Annotated in this window: 20 protein-coding genes; 18 read left to right on the top strand and 2 right to left on the bottom strand. The window is 70.6% G+C overall.

The window, feature by feature from the left end:
* A partial coding sequence (locus NS184_RS00005; protein WP_193750352.1) for a C40 family peptidase occupies positions 1-379 on the top strand: 379 nt, incomplete at its 5' end.
* 64 nt (positions 380-443) lie between these two features.
* Here NS184_RS00005 and NS184_RS00010 read toward each other — a convergent pair.
* Positions 444-935, bottom strand: a complete 492-nt coding sequence (locus NS184_RS00010) for an inorganic diphosphatase (RefSeq protein ID WP_058724103.1) — start codon at positions 933-935, stop codon at positions 444-446.
* Between the two features lie 52 nt (positions 936-987).
* Between NS184_RS00010 and tilS the strand changes: the two genes are divergently transcribed.
* From tilS to NS184_RS00080, 16 genes are all read left to right on the top strand, one after another.
* Positions 988-2,010, top strand: a complete 1,023-nt coding sequence (gene tilS, locus NS184_RS00015) for a tRNA lysidine(34) synthetase TilS (protein ID WP_058724104.1) — start codon at positions 988-990, stop codon at positions 2,008-2,010.
* 16 nt (positions 2,011-2,026) lie between these two features.
* Positions 2,027-2,578: a hypoxanthine phosphoribosyltransferase gene (hpt, locus tag NS184_RS00020; protein WP_058724105.1), complete on the top strand. Its 552-nt coding sequence runs from the start codon at positions 2,027-2,029 to the stop codon at positions 2,576-2,578.
* A gap of 135 nt (positions 2,579-2,713) precedes the next feature.
* On the top strand, positions 2,714-4,699 hold the full coding sequence (gene ftsH, locus NS184_RS00025) for an ATP-dependent zinc metalloprotease FtsH (protein ID WP_058724106.1): 1,986 nt from the start codon (positions 2,714-2,716) through the stop codon (positions 4,697-4,699).
* A gap of 6 nt (positions 4,700-4,705) precedes the next feature.
* The gene (gene folP / locus NS184_RS00030) at positions 4,706-5,701 is read left to right on the top strand and encodes a dihydropteroate synthase (RefSeq protein WP_206556235.1); all 996 of its coding nucleotides are present in this window, start codon (positions 4,706-4,708) and stop codon (positions 5,699-5,701) included.
* Entirely contained in the window at positions 5,698-6,105 is a 408-nt protein-coding gene (folB, locus tag NS184_RS00035; RefSeq protein WP_058724107.1) for a dihydroneopterin aldolase, read from the top strand. The genes folP and folB overlap by 4 nt, the downstream gene beginning before the upstream one ends.
* Positions 6,102-6,716 carry a 2-amino-4-hydroxy-6-hydroxymethyldihydropteridine diphosphokinase gene (folK, locus tag NS184_RS00040; protein WP_083513316.1) on the top strand — a complete coding sequence of 205 codons (615 nt, stop codon included), beginning with the start codon at positions 6,102-6,104 and terminating at the stop codon, positions 6,714-6,716. The genes folB and folK overlap by 4 nt, the downstream gene beginning before the upstream one ends.
* On the top strand, positions 6,713-7,201 hold the full coding sequence (locus NS184_RS00045) for a DUF3180 domain-containing protein (RefSeq protein ID WP_058724108.1): 489 nt from the start codon (positions 6,713-6,715) through the stop codon (positions 7,199-7,201). Before folK ends, NS184_RS00045 begins: the two co-directional genes overlap by 4 nt.
* A 16-nt stretch (positions 7,202-7,217) precedes the next feature.
* Positions 7,218-7,739 carry a PH domain-containing protein gene (locus tag NS184_RS00050; RefSeq protein ID WP_058724109.1) on the top strand — a complete coding sequence of 174 codons (522 nt, stop codon included), beginning with the start codon at positions 7,218-7,220 and terminating at the stop codon, positions 7,737-7,739.
* 10 nt (positions 7,740-7,749) lie between these two features.
* Entirely contained in the window at positions 7,750-9,513 is a 1,764-nt protein-coding gene (locus NS184_RS00055; protein WP_058724110.1) for a PH domain-containing protein, read from the top strand.
* Entirely contained in the window at positions 9,477-10,202 is a 726-nt protein-coding gene (locus NS184_RS00060; protein ID WP_058724136.1) for a Rossmann-like and DUF2520 domain-containing protein, read from the top strand. Before NS184_RS00055 ends, NS184_RS00060 begins: the two co-directional genes overlap by 37 nt.
* A 92-nt stretch (positions 10,203-10,294) precedes the next feature.
* On the top strand, positions 10,295-11,803 hold the full coding sequence (gene lysS, locus NS184_RS00065; RefSeq protein WP_058724111.1) for a lysine--tRNA ligase: 1,509 nt from the start codon (positions 10,295-10,297) through the stop codon (positions 11,801-11,803).
* 148 nt (positions 11,804-11,951) lie between these two features.
* Positions 11,952-13,172: a formaldehyde dehydrogenase, glutathione-independent gene (fdhA, locus tag NS184_RS00070; protein WP_058724112.1), complete on the top strand. Its 1,221-nt coding sequence runs from the start codon at positions 11,952-11,954 to the stop codon at positions 13,170-13,172.
* Positions 13,173-13,318: 146 nt separating this feature from the next.
* A complete protein-coding gene (locus tag NS184_RS00075; protein WP_031273270.1) occupies positions 13,319-13,522 on the top strand; it encodes a hypothetical protein in 204 nt (67 codons plus the stop codon).
* Between the two features lie 138 nt (positions 13,523-13,660).
* Complete coding sequence (locus NS184_RS18830; protein ID WP_275935012.1) at positions 13,661-13,786, top strand: hypothetical protein; 126 nt, start codon at positions 13,661-13,663, stop codon at positions 13,784-13,786.
* A gap of 74 nt (positions 13,787-13,860) precedes the next feature.
* The gene (locus tag NS184_RS18835; RefSeq protein ID WP_275935013.1) at positions 13,861-13,992 is read left to right on the top strand and encodes a hypothetical protein; all 132 of its coding nucleotides are present in this window, start codon (positions 13,861-13,863) and stop codon (positions 13,990-13,992) included.
* A gap of 346 nt (positions 13,993-14,338) precedes the next feature.
* A complete protein-coding gene (locus tag NS184_RS00080; RefSeq protein ID WP_058724113.1) occupies positions 14,339-15,409 on the top strand; it encodes a sigma-70 family RNA polymerase sigma factor in 1,071 nt (356 codons plus the stop codon).
* A 133-nt stretch (positions 15,410-15,542) separates the two neighbouring features.
* Here NS184_RS00080 and NS184_RS00085 read toward each other — a convergent pair whose 3' ends face one another.
* Complete coding sequence (locus NS184_RS00085; protein ID WP_058724114.1) at positions 15,543-16,475, bottom strand: NAD(+)/NADH kinase; 933 nt, start codon at positions 16,473-16,475, stop codon at positions 15,543-15,545.
* 257 nt (positions 16,476-16,732) lie between these two features.
* On the opposite strand from NS184_RS00085, the gene NS184_RS00090 reads away from it, so the two are divergent.
* The gene (locus tag NS184_RS00090; RefSeq protein ID WP_058724115.1) at positions 16,733-19,231 is read left to right on the top strand and encodes an ATP-dependent Clp protease ATP-binding subunit; all 2,499 of its coding nucleotides are present in this window, start codon (positions 16,733-16,735) and stop codon (positions 19,229-19,231) included.
* Positions 19,232-19,265 lie beyond the last annotated feature (34 nt).

Raw genomic sequence — 19,265 nt, forward strand, 5'->3', positions numbered from 1 at the left:
CGCGATCGCGTTCGCCCGCGCGCAGCTCGGTGACCCGTACGGCTGGGGCGACGCTGGCCCGAACTCCTGGGACTGCTCCGGCCTCGTCATGGGGGCGTACGGCTCGCAGGGCGTCGCGACCGGCGGTCACAACGTCGTCTGGCAGTACAACTACTTCGCGTCGATCGGTCGGCTCGTCCCGCTCTCGCAGCGCCAGCCGGGTGACATCCTCTTCTACTCGAACAACGGAACCGCCAGCGGTGGTTACCACGACTCGATCTACACCGGCAACGGCCAGATGATCGAGGCCGCGAAGCCCGGCGTCGGCGTGGTCGAGCGCGCCGTGTGGCTCCCGAACCAGCTCCTGCCGTACGTGGCCCGCCCCACCGGCTCGCTGTAGACGGACGAACGGACGAAGGGCCCCGCACTCAGCAGGAGTGCGGGGCCCTTCGTGTGTCGGACGGTCAGTGACCGGCGGGCACGTAGGCCTGCTGGCCGGCCTGCACGATCGCCTCGGCCTCGGCGGCGTCGCCCCAGCCCTCGGCCTTGACCCACTTGTTCGGCTCGAGGTCCTTGTAGCGCTCGAAGAAGTGCGCGATCTCGGCCTTCGTCTGCTCGTCGACGTCCGAGATGTCCTGGATGTGCTGCCAGCGCGGGTCCTTCGCGGGCACCACGAGGACCTTGGCGTCGTTGCCGGCCTCGTCGCTCATCTTGAAGACGCCGACCGGGCGGACCTTGACGCCGACGCCCGGGAAGACCGGGTACTCGAGCAGGAGGAGGGCGTCCACGGGGTCGCCGTCGTCCGCGAGCGTGTTCTCGAAGAACCCGTAGTCGGTCGGGTACACGAACGAGGTGAACAGCACACGGTCGAGGTAGACGCGACCGGTCTCGTGGTCCACCTCGTACTTGTTGCGGCTGCCCTTGGGGATCTCGACGACGACGTCGTACGCGGCCATGTTGCGCTCCTGAGTCTGATGTGCGGGGGGAAAGCGCGGCTAACGTTACCGGGTGAACACTCCGCGTCCCCGGTTGGACCCGGCCGTCGCCGCGACCCGGCTGGCGGTCCGCACGCTGCTGTCGCAGGCACGCGACGAGGGACTGCTGCAGTCCGGCGACCTGGTCACGGTCGCGCTGAGCGGCGGAGCCGACTCGCTCGCGCTCGCCGCGGCCACCGCGTTCGAGGCGCCGAAGCAGGACCTGCGCGCCGGCGCGGTCGTGGTCGACCACGCGCTCCAGGCGGGCAGCGAGGCGGTGGCGAGCCGCGCCTCCAGGACGGCCGCATCGCTCGGTCTCGACCCGGTGACGGTCCGTCGGGTCGACGTCGGCACCGACGGGGGTCCGGAGGGTGCCGCCCGGGAGGCACGGCACACCGCGATCGCACAGGTCGCCGCCGACACGGGGTCGCCCCTGGTGCTCTTCGGGCACACCCTCGACGACCAGGCCGAGACGGTGTTGCTCGGCCTGCTGCGCGGCAGCGGGCCGGACGCGCTGTCCGGCATGCCGCCGCTCGCGCGGCGCTCGACCGGACCGGCCTACGGGCGACCGCTCCTGGGCGTCCGGCGGCACGCGACGCGGCAGGCCACGATCGCCGCGGGACTCGTGCCGTGGGACGACCCGCACAACGACGACCCCGCGTACGCCCGCGTGCGCGTGCGGACCGCGCTCCTGCCCGTCCTCGAACGCGAGCTCGGCGCCGAGGTGCCCGAGGCCCTCGCCCGCACCGCCGATCAGCTCCGGGAGGACTCCGCCGCGCTCGACCACTTCGCCGAGGAGATGGCGGAGGACCTCGCCGAGCACTCCGAGGCGGGCATCTCGCTGTCGGTGCGTGAGCTCGCCGCGAACCCGCCCGCGCTGCGGCAGCGCCTCGTGCGGCTCGCAGTGGAGGGCGAGTTCGGGGTGACGCTCTCGCGCACGCAGACGCTCGAGGTCTGCCGGCTCGTCACGGACTGGCACGGGCAGGGGCCGATCGACCTGCCGGGCGTCCGGGCGTCACGGGACGGCGACCGCCTGGCGTTCGGCGCCTCGTCCTGACGGTTACCCTGGACCGGTGGAACTCTCCGACGTCCAGGCAGACCTGTCCGAAGTGCTCTTCACCCCCGAGCAGATCGACGAGAAGCTCGCCGAACTCGCCGCGGTGGTCGACCGTGACTACGCGGGGAAGGACCCGTTGCTCGTCGGCGTGCTGAAGGGCGCCGTCATGGTCATGGCGGACTTCTCGCGCCACCTCAAGATGCAGGCGCGGATGGACTGGATGGCGGTCTCGTCGTACGGCTCCGGCACGAAGTCGTCCGGCGTGGTGCGGATCCTCAAGGACCTCGACACCGACCTGCACGGCCGCGACGTCATCATCGTCGAGGACATCATCGACTCCGGCCTGACGCTGTCGTGGCTCAAGCAGAACCTCGAGTCCCGCGGGGCCGCGAGCGTCGAGATCGTCGCGCTGCTCCGCAAGCCCGAGGCCGCCAAGGTCGAGGTGGACGTGAAGTACGTCGGGTTCGAGATCCCGGACGCCTTCGTGGTGGGGTACGGCCTCGACTTCGACGAGCGCTACCGCAACCTGCGCGGCATCGGCGTCCTGGCGCCGCACGTGTACTCCTGAACGCGTCCGGCTGACCCTTGCGGGGCGTGGAGTTCGCCCGCAGAGGACACCCATTCTCGCCACAGAATCACGGCCGTATGCTGACCTGCACGCAACTTCGGCAGAGAAAGGTGTCGGGCGTCCTGCCCGGATCACATGGACTTCAAGCGAATCCTCCGCGGGCCGTACATCTACATCCTGATCGCGCTCGTGGGGATCTGGATCGGGTGGGCGGTCATCAGTCAGGCCGGCACCCAGCAGATCGACACCCAGAAGGGCCTGCAGCAGCTCGCCGACGACAAGGTCTCCTCCGTCGTCGTGAACTCCACCGAGCAGCGGGTCGACCTCAAGCTCAAGGACGGCGCGACCGAGCAGTTCTACTACGCGACGCCGCGTGGTGAGGACGTCATCAACGCCGTCGACAACGCGAACCTGCCGGACGGCTACACCGACCGCGTGCAGCAGGGGAACTGGTTCCTCTCGCTCCTCGGCATCGTCCTGCCGTTCCTCATCATCGGCGCGCTCTTCTGGTTCCTGCTCTCGAGCGCCCAGGGCGGTGGCTCGAAGGTCATGCAGTTCGGCAAGTCCCGCGCGAAGATGAACAACAAGGAGAACCCGCAGGTCTCCTTCGCGGACGTCGCCGGCTCGGACGAGGCGATCGAGGAGCTCCACGAGATCAAGGAGTTCCTGCAGGAACCCGCGAAGTTCCAGGCCGTCGGCGCGAAGATCCCGAAGGGCGTGCTGCTGTACGGCCCTCCCGGAACCGGCAAGACCCTCCTCGCGCGTGCCGTCGCGGGCGAGGCCGGCGTGCCGTTCTACTCGATCTCCGGTTCGGACTTCGTCGAGATGTTCGTCGGTGTCGGTGCGAGCCGCGTCCGCGACCTCTTCGACCAGGCCAAGCAGAACGCCCCGGCGATCGTGTTCATCGACGAGATCGACGCCGTCGGTCGTCACCGCGGCGCCGGCATCGGCGGCGGCAACGACGAGCGTGAGCAGACGCTGAACCAGCTCCTCGTCGAGATGGACGGCTTCGACGGCAAGACCAACGTCATCCTCATCGCGGCGACGAACCGCCCCGACGTGCTCGACCCCGCGCTCCTGCGTCCCGGCCGCTTCGACCGGCAGATCGGCGTCGACGCCCCGTCGCTCGACGGCCGCAAGCAGATCCTCGAGGTGCACGCGAAGGGCAAGCCGCTCGCCGCGAGCGTCGACCTCGAGCTCCTCGCCCGCAAGACGCCGGGCTTCACCGGTGCGGACCTCGCGAACGTCCTCAACGAAGCCGCGCTGCTGACCGCCCGCTCGAACGCGCAGCTCATCGACAACCGTGCCCTGGACGAGGCCGTCGACCGCGTGATGGCCGGCCCGCAGCGCCGCACGCGCATCATGTCCGACCAGGAGAAGCTCATCACGGCGTACCACGAGGGCGGCCACGCCCTCGCAGCCGCGGCGATGCGCCACACCGACCCGGTGACGAAGATCACGATCCTGCCGCGCGGCCGTGCCCTCGGCTACACGATGGTGCTCCCGCTCGAGGACAAGTACTCCGTCACCCGCAACGAGCTGCTCGACCAGCTCACGTACGCGATGGGTGGTCGTGTGGCCGAGGAGATCGTGTTCCACGACCCCACCACGGGTGCCTCGAACGACATCGAGAAGGCCACCTCCACGGCCCGGAAGATGGTCACCGAGTACGGCATGAGCCGTGCGGTCGGGTCCGTCAAGCTCGGGTCCGGTTCGAGCGAGCCGTTCGTCGGTCGTGAGATGGGCGGCGGCAGCGGTCGCGACTACTCGGAGAACATCGCCGAGACCGTCGACGCCGAGACCCGCGCGCTGCTCGAGGCCGCACACGACGAGGCCTACGAGGTCCTCAACGCCAACCGCGACATCCTCGACCGCCTGGCCGGGGAGCTCCTCGAGAAGGAGACGCTCGACGCGCCGGAGCTCGTGGAGATCTTCAAGGACGTGCGCAAGCTGCCCGAGCGCCCGCAGTGGCTGTCGAGCGACAAGCGGCCGGTCTCGAACCTCCCGGCGATCGAGTTCCCCGGCAAGGCGGCCTCGACCGCGGCCGAGCCGAGCGACACCGAGTCGTCGTCGAAGCCCCGTCGTCGCCCGTTCGGCAACCCCGGTATCGCTCCCGCGTAGGCCGGCATGACCGACCTGCCGACGAGACGCTCACGTCGCCTCGCCGAGGCGGACCGTGCTCGCGCCGCCGAACACGAGGCCCGGGCCGCCGCGGCGGAACCGCCGACGATCGCGATCGACCTCCGTGCACCTGCACCGGTGCCGGAGATCGTGACCGGCCGTCGGCGCGGCCGTGCGCCCGAGCCAGCCGGCCCGGACCGCACGCGCGTCATGGGGATCCTCAACGTCACCCCGGACTCGTTCAGCGACGGAGGACTGCACCAGGCGTACGACGACGCCGTGCAGCACGCCCGTGACCTCGTCGCAGCGGGGGCCGACCTCGTCGACGTCGGCGGCGAGTCCACCCGGCCCGGCGCCGACCGTGTCCCGGTCGAGGTCGAGCAGGACCGCGTCATCCCGGTCGTCCGCGAGCTGGTGGCCGAGGGCATCGCCGTCAGCGTCGACACGATGAACGCGTCGACGGCCGAACGCGCGGTCGAGGCCGGTGCCGCGATCGTGAACGACGTCTCCGGCGGGCTGGCCGACGACGACATGGCCCGGGTCGTCCGCGACACCGGGGCCGGGTTCGTCGTGATGCACTGGCGCGGGCACAGCGACCGGATGTACCGGAACGCCGAGTACTCCCACGCCGTCGACGAGGTCCGCCGCGAGGTCGAGCACCGCGTCGCCGAGCTCATCATCCTGGGCGTGCGCGAAGAGCAGGTGGTCATCGACCCCGGCCTCGGGTTCGCCAAGCAGGGCGTCCAGAACTGGGAGATCCTGGCCGGCTACGAACGTTTCGCCTCGATCGGGCTGCCGGTGCTCGTCGCCGCCTCCCGCAAGCGGTTCCTCGACGGGGTCGGCAGCGCTGCCGGCGCACCCCCGCGCGACCGCGACCTCGCCACCGCCGCGATCAGCCTGCTCGCCGCCGAACGCGGTGCGTGGGGGGTGCGCGTGCACGACCCCGCACCGACGCGTGCGGTACTCGACGTCTGGGACGCCTGGAGGGCAGCACGATCATGAGGGACACCATCCGACTCACCGGGGTCCGGGCCCGGGGGAACCACGGCGTGTTCGACCACGAGCGCGCCGACGGGCAGGACTTCGTCGTCGACGTCGCGGTCGAGGTCGACGCCCGCGTGTCGTCCGGGTCCGACGACCTCGCCGACACGGTCCACTACGGCGTCGTCGCCGAGCAGGTCGTCGCGGAGATCGAGGGCGGTCCGGTGGACCTCATCGAGACGCTCGCCGAGCGCATCGCCGTCGCCGTCCTGACGCACCGGGCGGCACTCGCGGTCGAGGTCACCGTCCACAAGCCACAGGCGCCCATCACGGTGCCGTTCACCGACGTGTCGATCACGATCCGTCGGACCCGCGGCGGCGCGCTGCCCGAGGGTGACGACGCCCGTGCCGAGGAAGAAGAGTGAGCCGCGCGGTCATCGCACTCGGCGCCAACCTCGGTGACCGCGGGAGCACCCTGCGCGCCGCTGCGTCGGCGATCGCGGCGCTCCCCGGCGTGACACCGGTGGCGTCCAGCCGCGAGGTCGAGTCGGTGGCCGTGACGCTCGCGGGTCGGGACGAGACGAAGCCGCGCTACCGGAACGCCGTGGTCGTCGTCGACACCGACCTCGCCCCGCAGGCGCTGCTCGACGCCCTGCACGGCATCGAGGACGAGCACGGCCGGACGCGCGAGGTCCGGTGGGGCGACCGCACGCTCGACCTCGACGTCGTGGCGATCGACGACCTCGTGCTCGACACGGCGACCCTCACGGTGCCGCACCCGCGCGCTGCCGAGCGGGCGTTCGTGCTCGCGCCGTGGGCGGACGCCGACCCGGACGCGGTCCTGCCGGGCGCCGGAGCGGTGTCCGACCTGCTCGATGCCATCGGCGACGACACCGAGCGCGTCGACGAGCCGCGCCTCTTCGACGGCGCGAGCCGCACGGACGACGTGACCGCGCCAGGTGGCGCGACCGCACGGGACGACGCGGGTCGCACGGACGAGCCAACCCGCGCCTCCCGGCCGGGGGAACCCGCATGAAGCCCACCCGCGCCTCCGTCCTCGTCAGCGTGGCCGTCGTCGCCGCCGTCGCCGGCTTCGCCGTGGACGCGATCCTCGCCTCGCGGGCCGCACCGACGCTCCTGCTCTCCGTCCCGCTCGGCCTGACCCTCGCGTTCATCGGCGTCGCCGTCGTCCTGATGGCCCGCCCCGTCCGACGTCACGCCAAGGAGGGCGCGCTCCGGCAGCGCCCGGTCGACCCGCTGTACGCCACGCGGGTGGTCGTCCTCGCGAAGGCCTCCAGCATCGGCGGCGCGCTCTTCGGCGGGTTCGGCGTCGGCCTGCTGCTGTACCTCCTGACCCGGAACGTCACCCCTTCGCTAGGCTCGACCCTGCCGAACGCCGTGGCGTTCGGTGGAGCCGTCGTCCTGACGGTGTGTGCCCTGGTCGCCGAACGGATGTGCATCGCGCCGCCCGGCGACGACGACCAGGACGACCACCGCGGCGGCTCGGCGGCCACCAACTGAGGGAGCGGAGCCCGCGATGCCGAGAGAACGACTCGACGAGCCGGGCCTCGGCCTGAGCGGCACCACCTGGACCCGGGTGTCCCCGAAGCTCGTCTGGACGGAGCTCGTCACGACCGTCGTCATCGGGATCGTGGTGACCGCGGGGTGCGTGCTCCTCGGTGTCGTGAACGGCGGGTTCGACCGGACCGCCGGCACCGTGTGGACGCTGATCGGCATCGCCGTCGGCATCGTCGCGCTCGTCACGGCCGTGCTGACCCCTCGGCGGGTGCGCTCGATCGGGTACGCGCTCCGGGACGACGACCTCGTCTTCCGTCGTGGCCTGATGTGGCAGCGCTTCACGGCGGTGCCGTACGGCCGCATGCAGCTCGTCGACGTCGCACGCGGCCCGCTCGACCGGGCGCTCGGCATGAGCGAGCTGAAGTTCGTCACCGCCGCGGCCGCGACGAACGTCCGGATCCCCGGCATCCCCGCAGCGGACGCCGACGACCTCCGCGACCGCCTGGTGGAGCTCGCCGAGTCCCGCCGCGCCGGACTCTGAGGGGGTCGTCGTGACCTTCCGCCCCGGGCCCCCGCTGCCGACCCCGCCGAGCCAGGTCGGCAACGCGGCCGCTGCGGCACCCCTGACCGACGGGGAGTGGCACCGGCTGCACCCGCTGACGCCCCTGCTGCGTGGCGGCATCTTCCTCATCGTCGTGCTCGGGTACGTGCTGAACAGCCTCCGTGACCAGCTCGTCGAGTTCTTCATCCCCGGCGGGGGCCCGTCCGACGACGGCGACCCGGTCCGCTACGTGTACGAGCACGGTGCGGTCGGCTGGGTGCTGCTCGGCATCGCGGTGCTGCTCGTCGTGCTCATCGGGTTGTTCTACCTGTCGTGGCGCATGCACGAGTTCCGCGTCACGGGTGAGATCGTCGAGGTCCGTTCCGGCGTGCTCTTCCGCAACCACCGGAAGGCGCGACTCGACCGCATCCAGGGCATCAACATCTCTCGGCCGATCGTGCCGCGGCTCTTCGGCACCGCCAAGCTCGAGATCGCGCAGGCCGGCAACGACGCGAACGTGCAGCTCGCGTACCTCGGGTCCAAGCCAGCCGAGGACCTCCGTCGGCGCATCCTCGTGCTGGCCTCCGGTGCCAAGGACGACGAGCAGCAGGGACCGGGCCGGCGGTCGAACGGTGTCCTGCAGGACCGGCTGGACGAGGTCTTCTCGCCGGAGCTCGACCCCTCGGCGGTGCAGGCGACCCGGGTCGTGAAGGTGCACCCGGGCCGGCTGATCGCGTCGATGCTGCTCTCCACCACGACCGTGTTCCTCGTCGTGCTCGTCGTGGCGATCGTCGTGAGCATCGCGGTCACCGGCGAGTACGGCATCCTCTTCGCGCTGTTCCCCACCGTCATCGGTGCCGGCGGCTACTACGTCCGGAAGTTCTCGCGGTCGTTGCAGTACACGATCGCCGAGACACGCGACGGCATCCGGATCGGCTTCGGGCTCGTGTCGACCTCGAACGAGACGCTGCCGCCGGGTCGCATCCACGCCGTGAGCGTCGCGCAACCGTTGCTCTGGCGACCGTTCGGCTGGTGGGACATCCGCATCAACCGGGCCACGAACGCCGGCAACGGGCAGTCGACCAACCAGCAGGCGTCGTCGATCGTGCTGCCCGTCGGACGAGCGGAGGACGTCCGCGAGGTCCTCGACATCATCCTCCCCGGCCTCGTCGGCACGGCCGTCGCGGGGCCGCGGGCGTCGCAGGACGAGCTCCGCGAAGGATCGGCCGAGGCCGTGAACGTCGTCGACGACAGCCTGACGACGTCCGGCGACCGCGGCGGCTTCGTGCACTCGCCCCGCCGCGGCGCGTGGCTCCGCCCGCTGTCCTTCCGCCGCAACGGGTACCGCTTCGTGCAGGGCGCGGTGCTGCTCCGGCTCGGTGCGGTCTGGCGATCCCTGGTGATCGTGCCGCTGCCACGCGTGCAGAGCGTCAAGGTGGAGCAGGGGCCGCTGGAACGTGCCCTCCGGCTCGCCTCGGTGCACGTGCACACCGTGCAGGGCCCGGTGAGCGCCCGACTCGGCGCGATGGACGCGCACGACGCGCAGCAGCTGTGGTCGGAGACCGCGCACCGCGCCGTCGAGGCTGCTGCGGTCGACACCTCCCACCGGTGGCGCGAACGGGAGGCGCGGCTCGCGCCCGCCACGGACCGACCGGACACCCAGGGGGTCGCCCCCTCCGCCGTGCCGTCCACCTCGACGCCGCAGCCCGCCTGGCGGGGGCATGCCGGGCCTCCCGGCTGGGACGGCGTCCCCGCGCCCGGAGCAGCGCGGTGAGGGCGGGGCGACTCGGCGTCGGCATCGTCGGCGCGGGACGGGTCGGACCCGTCCTCGGGGCGGCGCTCGCGAACGCGGAGCACGCCGTCGTCGGCGTGACCGCCGTGTCCGACGCCGGGCGCGACCGCGCGGAGGCCATGCTCCCCGGGGTGCCCGTCCTCGCGACGCCGGACCTCGTCGAACGGAGCGAACTCGTGCTCCTCGCCGTACCGGACGACCAGCTCGGCGGGCTCGTGCAGGGCCTCGCGGACGCCGGGATCTGGCAACCAGGGCAGCTCGTCGTGCACACGAGCCCTGACCACGGCACCGAGGTCCTGCGTCCGGCACTCGCCGCCGGCGCCATCCCGCTCGCGATCCACCCGGCGATGGTGTTCACCGGCACGAGCGTCGACCTCACCCGCCTCCGCGACGCGTACTGCGCGGTCACCGCCCCGGCGCCGGTGCTCCCGATCGCCCAGGCGCTCGTGGTCGAGATGGGCGCGGAGCCGTTCGTCGTCGCCGAGCAGGACCGACCCGCGTACGCCGATGCGGTGCGCGCGGCCGCGAGCTTCTCGACCGCGATCGTCGAGCAGTCCGCCGGGACCCTCGACGGCATCGGGGTCGAGCACCCCGGCCGGGTCCTCGGCGCCCTCGTGCGGAGTGCGGTCGACAACGCGCTCGCCGCGGCCGACGGCCAGGCGCGGCTCTGACGGGCGGTCCCGACGCCTGCGGTTCCCGGCCGACCGCCCGCGCCGGGTAGCATTTCCGCATCCCCCACGACCCCACCGGAGCCGCATCCTTCATGAGCGAAGCAACCGCCGCCGCAGCAGACGACCTGTCCGCCGAGGAGACCAGCGAGCAGCGACAGGTCCGGCTCGACAAGCGGTCGAAGCTCCTCGACGCCGGGATCGAGGCCTACCCGGCGGCGCTCCCGATCACGACGACGATCCCCGAGGTCCGCGCGCAGTACGCGTCGCTCGAGACCGGCGAGGAGACCCAGGACGTCGTCGGTGTCGCCGGGCGGATCGTGTTCTCGCGCAACACCGGCAAGCTCTGCTTCGCGTCGCTGCAGTCCGGAGACGGTTCGCGCATCCAGGCGATGGTGTCCCTGGCGGAGGTGGGCGAGGAGTCGCTCGCGCGGTGGAAGGAGTTCGTCGACCTCGGCGACCACGTGTTCGTGCGCGGACGGGTGATCTCCTCGCGTCGCGGCGAGCTGTCGATCATGGTCGACGACTGGGCGATCGCGGCGAAGGCGATCCTGCCCCTGCCGAACCTCCACAACGAGCTCAACGAGGAGACCCGGGTCCGCCAGCGGTACCTCGACCTCATCGTCCGCGAGGACGCCAGGAAGACCGTCCGTGCCCGTGCCGCGGTGATGGCCTCGCTCCGGCAGACGTTCGCATCGCACGAGTACCTCGAGGTCGAGACCCCGATGCTGCAGACCCAGCACGGTGGGGCCTCGGCGCGCCCGTTCGTCACGCACTCGAACGCGTTCGACACCGAGCTGTACCTGCGCATCGCGCCCGAGCTCTTCCTCAAGCGCGCGGTCGTCGGAGGCATCGACCGGGTGTTCGAGGTGAACCGGAACTTCCGCAACGAGGGCGCCGACTCGACGCACTCGCCCGAGTTCGCGATGCTCGAGGCCTACCAGGCGTACGGCGACTACGAGCAGATGGCCGACCTGACCCAGGAGCTCGTGCAGAACGCCGCCCGAGCGGTGACCGGCGGCTCGCTCGAGGTCACCTGGGCCGACGGCACCACGTACGACCTCGGCGGCGAGTGGCCGCGCATCGACATGTACGGCTCGTTGTCCGAAGCGGCCGGTCGCGAGATCACCCCGGAGACGCCGCTGTCCGAGCTGCAGGCGCTGGCCGATGCCGAGGGTGTGGAGGTCGCGCACGCAACGCACGGCAAGTACGTCGAGGAGCTCTGGGAGCACTTCGTGATCGACTCGCTCGACCGCCCGACGTTCGTGATGAACTTCCCGGTCGACACCTCGCCGCTGACCCGTCAGCACCGCACGCGTCCGGGCATCGTCGAGAAGTGGGACCTCTACGTCCGCGGGTTCGAGCTCGCGACGGCGTACTCGGAACTCGTCGACCCGGTCGTGCAGCGGGAGCGGTTCGTCGAGCAGGCGAAGCTCGCCGCGGGCGGTGACCCCGAGGCGATGCGCGTCGACGAGGAGTTCCTGCGGGCGCTCGAGCACGCGATGCCGCCGTCGGGGGGCATGGGCATGGGCATCGACCGGTTGCTCATGGCCATCACCGGTCTCGGTATCCGCGAGACCATCCTCTTCCCGCTCGTCAAGTAGGCGATCTCGCCGTTCTCGGACCCGGGGCGTAGCCTCCGGGCACCACCCCGTTCCAGGACCGTCCCACGACGACGTGGGAACGACCGCAGGCGTCGATCACGTGTTTCGGCCGTGCGTCCCGAGGTGGGCCAGGGTCGAGGAGGACCACATGGCGGAGAACCACGCAGTCGCGTACAAGGGGCCGGGCAAGGTCGAGGTCATCGACACCGACTACCCGACCTTCGAGCTCAAGGACGGCCCCGGGGTCAACCCTGCGAACGTCGGCCGGAAGGTGAACCACGGGGCGATCCTGCGCACCGTCGCGACGAACATCTGCGGGAGCGACCAGCACATGGTCCGCGGCCGCACGACCGCACCGTCGGACCTGGTGCTCGGGCACGAGATCACCGGCGAGGTGGTCGAGGTCGGTTCGGACGTCGAGTTCATCGAGGTCGGTGACCTGGTGTCCGTGCCGTTCAACATCGCGTGCGGGCGCTGCCGGAACTGCAAGGAGCGGAAGACCGGGATCTGTCTCAACGTCAACCCGGACCGACCCGGGAGCGCCTACGGCTACGTCGACATGGGCGGCTGGGTCGGTGGCCAGGCCGAGTACGTCCTCGTGCCCTACGCCGACTGGAACCTGTTGAAGTTCCCCGATCGCGACCAGGCGATGGAGAAGATCCTCGACCTCGCGATGCTGTCCGACATCTTCCCGACGGGCTTCCACGGTGCGGTCACCGCGGGGGTGGGGGTCGGCTCGACCGTCTACGTCGCGGGTGCGGGTCCGGTCGGTCTCGCCGCTGCGACGGGCGCGCTCCTGCTCGGCGCGAGCGTCGTCATCGTCGGTGACATGAACGCCGACCGCCTGGCACAGGCCCGGACGTTCGGCTGCGAGACGGTCGACCTGACGAAGGGCGACCCGGCAGACCAGATCGACCAGATCCTCGGCGAGCCGCTCGTCGACTGCGGCATCGACGCCGTCGGGTTCGAGGCGAAGGGCCACGGATCCGGTGCCGACCACGAGGCCCCGGCGACGGTGCTCAACTCGCTGATGGACGTCACGGCGGCCGGCGGTGCCCTCGGGATCCCTGGGCTCTACGTCACCGGTGACCCGGGCGGCATCGACGAGGCCGCCCAGAAGGGTGCGCTGTCCCTGAGCCTCGGCACCGGCTGGGCGAAGTCGCTGTCGTTCACGACGGGTCAGTGCCCGGTCATGAAGTACAACCGGCAGCTGATGATGGCGATCCTGCACGACCGGACGAGCATCGCGAAGAACGTCAACGCGAAGCCGATCGGTCTGAACGAGGCGCCCCGGGGGTACGCGGAGTTCGACAAGGGTGCGGCGACGAAGTACGTGCTCAACCCGAACGGGCTCATCCCCGCGGCCTGACCGGGCGGGTCCGACGGGCGGCGCGACCGACGGTGCGCGTCGCCCGCCTGACCGCGCTCCCGTCGGACCGCGTACCCCCGACCGCGGAGAGCAGTTGCGAGGCCTCCCACGTCCTGCCGCGGAGATCGAGGCGTTAGGATGTCGCCGTGCCGCATGGAGTCGTGACCGGGATCATCTTCGCCCTGACGCCGACCGTCATCGTCGGCCTCATCTTCTGGTTCGTCATGCGCGCGATCATGCGCGCGGACCGCACGGAGCGCGCCGCCTACGCCAAGGTCGAGGCCGAGGAGCGCGCCCGCTTCGAGCGCGAGCACGGCCGCCCCGCGCCGTCACCCGCGTCCGCCGAGTAGCCGCGCAGCCGGACAGCCACCGGGCTGACACCGGCCGTGGGCACACCAGCGTGCCGATGCAGGCGCCGATCGCGGCCGCACCGACGTGCCGGCGACCCCGTTCACCGGCGGTTCACGCGCCGGTGCTGCACTGACGGCATGACGACCGTCCCGCCGGACCCCGCCGACCTCGACCCGGATGACGCCTTCGGCCACCCGGTGCTCGGCGACCCCGCACGGGACGCGCCCTGGGTCGACGGCGACGAGGACGACGTCGACGTCTGACCGCCCGGGCCCCGTCACCCGACGTTCACCGGCACGTCGCGCGCCGGTCGTTCCGTAGGGTGAACATCGTCCGCATGCCCATGCAGCAGTTCCCCGCCGGTCGCAGCCTCGTCGGTGACATCGAGAGCGAGTACGACGAGTTCGACCGCGACGCCGACCTCGAGGTCTCGAAGCGCCGTGACGGATGGCTCGAACCCTCCTGGTGACCCCCACCCGTTCGGTATTCGGGGTACGCCGACCAGATCACACCGATCCGGATCGCCGTACCCCTTTTTCGTGTCCAGGGGGCGCAGTCACTCGGGGTACAGGCTCGGAAACGCGGAAGAAACACCACTGCAACGCCGGAAACATCGCGTCATGCCCTTGTCCTCGGGCCTGGAGTCGGACCAGACTGACCACATGCTGTACCCCGTGGGGGACGGTTCAGTGGGTGAAGCACGGAGAAGCCTGGGAATCGATCCGATCGATTTGTGGGGTACACCTCGCAACCGCTTTACTCATCAACACCCCCACCTGAGGCCCATCACCGTCGAACGCAGGGAGAGCGTCACCATGACGATCGCAACGGCAGCACCGACCACGAACGCCACCACCACGCGTCGCAGCGCGACCAAGAAGGCCGCGGCATCGAAGACCGCGGACGCGACCGTCGAGTCGACCACCCTCGGCACCGAGGTCGAGGCCGACGAGCAGCTCGCCGGCGTCCGCGGCGCCTCCGTCGACCAGGTCGGCGACTACCTCCGCCACATTGGCCGCCTGTCGCTCCTCACCGCCGAGGAAGAGGCGCAGATCGCCCGCCGCATCGAGGTCGGCCTGTTCGCCGAGGAGAAGCTGCACACCGAGCCCGGGCTCGGCAAGAACCTCCAGCGCGAGCTGCGCTGGCTCGTCCGCGACGGCGAGCGCGCCAAGGAGCGCATGATCACGTCGAACCTCCGCCTCGTCGTCAGCATCGCGAAGCGCTACTCGCAGCGTGGCCTGCCCTTCATGGACGTCATCCAGGAGGGCAACCTCGGCCTCGTCCGCGCGGTCGAGAAGTTCGACTTCACCCAGGGCTACAAGTTCTCCACCTACGCCACCTGGTGGATCCGTCAGGCCATCTCGCGCGGTCTCGCGGACAAGGCCCGCACCATCCGCATCCCGGTCCACACGGTCGAGCTCATCAACAAGATCAGCCGCACCGAGCGCGACCTCACCGTCGACCTCGGTCGTGCGCCGATGCCCGACGAGGTCGCGGCGGAGCTGAGCATGAGCGTCGAGGAGCTCCTCGACCTCAAGGGCCGTTCGCACGAGCCGGTGTCGATCCACACCGTCGTCGGCGACTCGGACGACAGCGAGCTCGGTGACTTCATCGAGGACGAGGACGCCGCCAGCCCGAACGAGCTCACGGAGACCACGCTCCTCCACCGGGACATCCGGTCGATCGTGGCCGAGCTGCCGAGCGACGAGGCGAACGTGATCCGCATGCGCTACGGCCTCGACGACGACAAGCCGATGACGCTCGACGAGATCTCGAAGATCGTCCACACGACCCGCCAGGCCGTCAGCCGGGTGGAGTCGCGCGCCAAGCTGCGCCTGTTCGCCAAGGCGGTCTCGCAGGACATGCAGCTGTACCTGACCGACTGAGGTCAGCGAGGAACTTCGGCCGGGGCCCTGCCCCGGCTCGGGGAACCGGGCCGACCCGTGGGAAGGCGGTCCGGTGGGGTGATGGGAAAGGCCCGTCCCGGCGATGCCGGGGCGGGCCTACCGTCGTCCTGGGCTACTGCTCGAGGTCGTGCGAGAGCCGCTGCCGCAGGTCCTGCGGGATGAGCTCGATGAGCTGGTCGGGACGCACCGGCAGGTCGAGCAGGCTGAGCTTCACCCGCCCGGTGCGGCCGTGCCGTGCGGCGTCGAGCCGGACCACGCTCGATGCGTCCTTCCGGAGGCGGATGTCGATCTGGGCGCCCGTCGCGACCTCGCCGACCACGAGCCCGTCGACCTCGAGCGCCGCGCTCCGGGTGCCCTCGGCGATGTCGAGCCGGTACCGTTCCCGCGCGGCGAGGACCACCGAGCGGTCGATGCCGGCCATCGGGGCGACCGGCGTGACGACCGAACCCGAGAGCGCGGGGGAGAGCACCGGGCCGCCCGCGGCGTAGTTGTAGGCGGTCGACCCGGCCGGCGTGGACGCCACGATCGCGTCGGCGCGGTAGTAGCCGTAGCCGAGCCCGCCGACGCTGAGGTCCGCGGAGACCTGGCCGGCACCGGGCCGACGCACCACCGTGAGGTCGTTGAACGCGAGGTACTCCGTCCGCGCACCGCTCCACGACAGCTTCGCCTCGAGGGCGTGGTGCGGTTCGAGTTGGTACTCACCGGCGGAGAGCCGTTCGAGCGCTGCTTCGAGCTCGGGCGGCTCGATCTCGACGAGGAAGCCCACGTTGCCGTAGTTCACGCCGAGCACGGGGACGGGCCGTCGAGCGACGAGGCGCATCGCCCCGAGCATGGTGCCGTCGCCGCCGAGCGCCACGACCATGTCGACCCGGTCGGTGAACTCGTCCTCGTCGACGACGTCGATCGTCCCGCCGAGGCGCTGCGCGTCCGCCCGTCGGGCGACGAGTTCGCCGCGGCCGGAGGCGTTCCAGCGGCGCAGGGTCTCGACGGACTCCTGCACGTTCTTGGTCGGGTGGACGACGAGGCCGACGACGGGCTGCTCCATGCCCGGATGGTACCGACTCGCGCCGGACAGCACCCTGCGGGTCGCGGCGTGACCCACCACCGGACGGGAGGCGCGGGGCGGGGCCGCGCCGTCCCTCCAGGCCGTCCCGCGGTCGCGCCGGGCGCGGTGCGCGACCCGCTGTGCGCCGGACGGACGTGGGGTCACGCCCACGGCGAACAGGGGCAGACCAGTCGGGGTCCGCTGGTTAGTCTCGATGTACGTCACCGGGCCAGTACCGGTCCGGCAAGGGAGAGCACATGTTCGAGAGATTCACCGACCGAGCCCGTCGTGTTGTCGTCCTCGCTCAAGAAGAAGCGAAGATGCTCAACCACAACTACATCGGCACCGAGCACATCCTCCTCGGCCTCATCCACGAGGGCGAGGGCGTCGCCGCCAAGGCGCTGGAGTCGCTCGGCATCTCGCTCGATGCCGTCCGCGAGCAGGTCCAGGACATCATCGGGCAGGGGCAGCAGCAGCCGACCGGGCACATCCCGTTCACGCCGCGCGCCAAGAAGGTGCTCGAGCTGTCCCTGCGCGAGGCGCTGCAGCTCGGCCACAACTACATCGGCACCGAGCACATCCTCCTCGGCCTCATCCGCGAGGGCGAGGGCGTCGCCGCCCAGGTGCTCGTCAAGCTCGGCGCTGACCTCAACCGCGTCCGCCAGCAGGTCATCCAGCTCCTGTCCGGGTACCAGGGCAAGGAAGCGGTCGCCGTCGGCGGCGAGACCCAGCAGAACGCGCAGCAGGGGTCGCAGGTCCTCGACCAGTTCGGTCGGAACCTCACCCAGGCCGCCCGCGACGCCAAGCTCGACCCGGTCATCGGGCGCGAGAAGGAGATGGAGCGGGTCATGCAGATCCTCTCCCGTCGCTCCAAGAACAACCCCGTCCTGATCGGTGAGCCGGGCGTCGGCAAGACCGCGGTCGTCGAGGGCCTCGCCCAGGCGATCGTCAAGGGCGACGTCCCGGAGACGCTGAAGGACAAGCAGCTCTACTCGCTCGACCTCGGGTCGCTCATCGCCGGGTCCCGCTACCGCGGTGACTTCGAGGAGCGCCTCAAGAAGGTCACGAAGGAGATCCGCACCCGCGGCGACATCATCGTCTTCATCGACGAGATCCACACGCTCGTCGGTGCCGGTGCTGCCGAGGGCGCGATCGACGCCGCGTCGATCCTCAAGCCGCTCCTCGCCCGTGGTGAGCTCCAGACCATCGGTGCCACCACGCTCGACGAGTACCGCAAGCACTTCGAGAAGGACGCCGCACTCGAGCGTCGCTTCCAGCCGGTGCAGGTCAACGAGCCGTCGCTGCCGCACGCGATCAACATCCTCAAGGGCCTCCGCGACAAGTACGAGGCGTTCCACAAGGTGTCCATCACCGACGGCGCGATCGTCGCCGCGGCGAACCTCGCGGACCGCTACGTGCAGGACCGCTTCCTGCCGGACAAGGCCATCGACCTGATCGACGAGGCCGGCGCACGCCTCCGCCTGTCGATCCTGTCGGCGCCGCCGGAGCTCCGCGAGTTCGACGAGAAGATCTCGACGGTCCGCGGGTCGAAGGAAGCCGCCATCGAGGAGCAGGACTTCGAGAAGGCCGCGAGCCTGCGCGACGAGGAGAAGAAGCTCCTCGGCGAGCGTCTCCGCCTCGAGAAGCAGTGGCGTGCGGGTGACGTCGCCGCGTCCGGCACCGTCGACGAGGGCATCATCGCGGAGGTCCTGGCGCAGGCCACGGGCATCCCGGTGTTCAAGCTCACGGAAGAGGAGACCTCGCGGCTCGTCTTCATGGAGAAGGCCCTGCACGAGCGCGTCATCGGTCAGGAAGAGGCCATCTCGGCCCTCTCGAAGACCATCCGCCGCACCCGTGCCGGTCTGAAGGACCCGAACCGTCCCTCGGGCTCGTTCATCTTCGCCGGCCCCACGGGCGTCGGGAAGACCGAGCTCGCCAAGGCGCTCGCCGAGTTCCTCTTCGACGACGAGGGCGCGCTGATCTCCCTCGACATGTCGGAGTTCGGTGAGAAGCACACGGTCTCGCGACTCTTCGGTGCCCCTCCCGGGTTCGTCGGCTTCGAGGAGGGCGGCCAGCTCACCGAGAAGGTGCGTCGCAAGCCGTTCTCCGTGGTCCTCTTCGACGAGATCGAGAAGGCCCACCCGGACATCTTCAACTCGCTGCTGCAGGTGCTCGAGGAAGGCCGTCTGACCGACGGTCAGGGCCGCGTCGTCGACTTCAAGAACACCGTCATCATCATGACCACGAACCTCGGTTCGCAGGGCATCGCTGGTGGTCCGGTGGGCTTCCAGATCGAGGGCGACTCGGGTGTCGGCTACGACCGCATGCGCTCGAAGGTGAACGAGGAGCTCAAGAAGCACTTCAAGCCCGAGTTCCTCAACCGCGTCGACGACACGATCGTGTTCCCGCAGCTCTCGCAGTCCGAGCTGCTGCAGATCGTGGACCTGTTCGTGAAGCGTCTGGCGGACCGCCTGCTCGACCGCGACATGACGGTGGAGCTCACGCTCGCCGCCAAGGAGCAGCTCATCAAGGTCGGGTTCGACCCGGCCCTGGGTGCTCGCCCCCTCCGTCGCGCGATGCAGCACGAGGTCGAGGACCAGCTGTCCGAGCACATCCTGCAGGGTGAGCTCAACGCCGGGGACCACGTGAAGGTCGACTTCCACGATGGTGCGTTCCAGTTCGAGACCGGGCGTCAGCCGGGTCGCGAGGAGGTCCTCACCGGCGCTGCCGAGACGGCTGGCGAGATCGAGTCCTAGGACGCGATCAGCATCGGACTGGAGGCGCGGTGCC

This window comes from Curtobacterium luteum (assembly GCF_001475545.1).
Taxonomy (GTDB): domain Bacteria; phylum Actinomycetota; class Actinomycetes; order Actinomycetales; family Microbacteriaceae; genus Curtobacterium; species Curtobacterium luteum_A.

Coding starts and splice junctions, on each gene's coding strand:
- folB (WP_058724107.1), top strand. CDS start 5,698: ATGAGGGACACCATCCGACTCACCGGGGTCCGGGCCCGGGGGAACCAC.
- NS184_RS00050 (WP_058724109.1), top strand. CDS start 7,218: ATGCCGAGAGAACGACTCGACGAGCCGGGCCTCGGCCTGAGCGGCACC.
- NS184_RS00085 (WP_058724114.1), bottom strand. CDS start 16,475: ATGGAGCAGCCCGTCGTCGGCCTCGTCGTCCACCCGACCAAGAACGTG.
- ftsH (WP_058724106.1), top strand. CDS start 2,714: ATGGACTTCAAGCGAATCCTCCGCGGGCCGTACATCTACATCCTGATC.
- NS184_RS00010 (WP_058724103.1), bottom strand. CDS start 935: ATGGCCGCGTACGACGTCGTCGTCGAGATCCCCAAGGGCAGCCGCAAC.
- folP (WP_206556235.1), top strand. CDS start 4,706: ATGACCGACCTGCCGACGAGACGCTCACGTCGCCTCGCCGAGGCGGAC.
- lysS (WP_058724111.1), top strand. CDS start 10,295: ATGAGCGAAGCAACCGCCGCCGCAGCAGACGACCTGTCCGCCGAGGAG.
- NS184_RS00045 (WP_058724108.1), top strand. CDS start 6,713: ATGAAGCCCACCCGCGCCTCCGTCCTCGTCAGCGTGGCCGTCGTCGCC.
- NS184_RS18830 (WP_275935012.1), top strand. CDS start 13,661: ATGACGACCGTCCCGCCGGACCCCGCCGACCTCGACCCGGATGACGCC.
- NS184_RS00090 (WP_058724115.1), top strand. CDS start 16,733: ATGTTCGAGAGATTCACCGACCGAGCCCGTCGTGTTGTCGTCCTCGCT.
- NS184_RS18835 (WP_275935013.1), top strand. CDS start 13,861: ATGCCCATGCAGCAGTTCCCCGCCGGTCGCAGCCTCGTCGGTGACATC.
- fdhA (WP_058724112.1), top strand. CDS start 11,952: ATGGCGGAGAACCACGCAGTCGCGTACAAGGGGCCGGGCAAGGTCGAG.
- NS184_RS00080 (WP_058724113.1), top strand. CDS start 14,339: ATGACGATCGCAACGGCAGCACCGACCACGAACGCCACCACCACGCGT.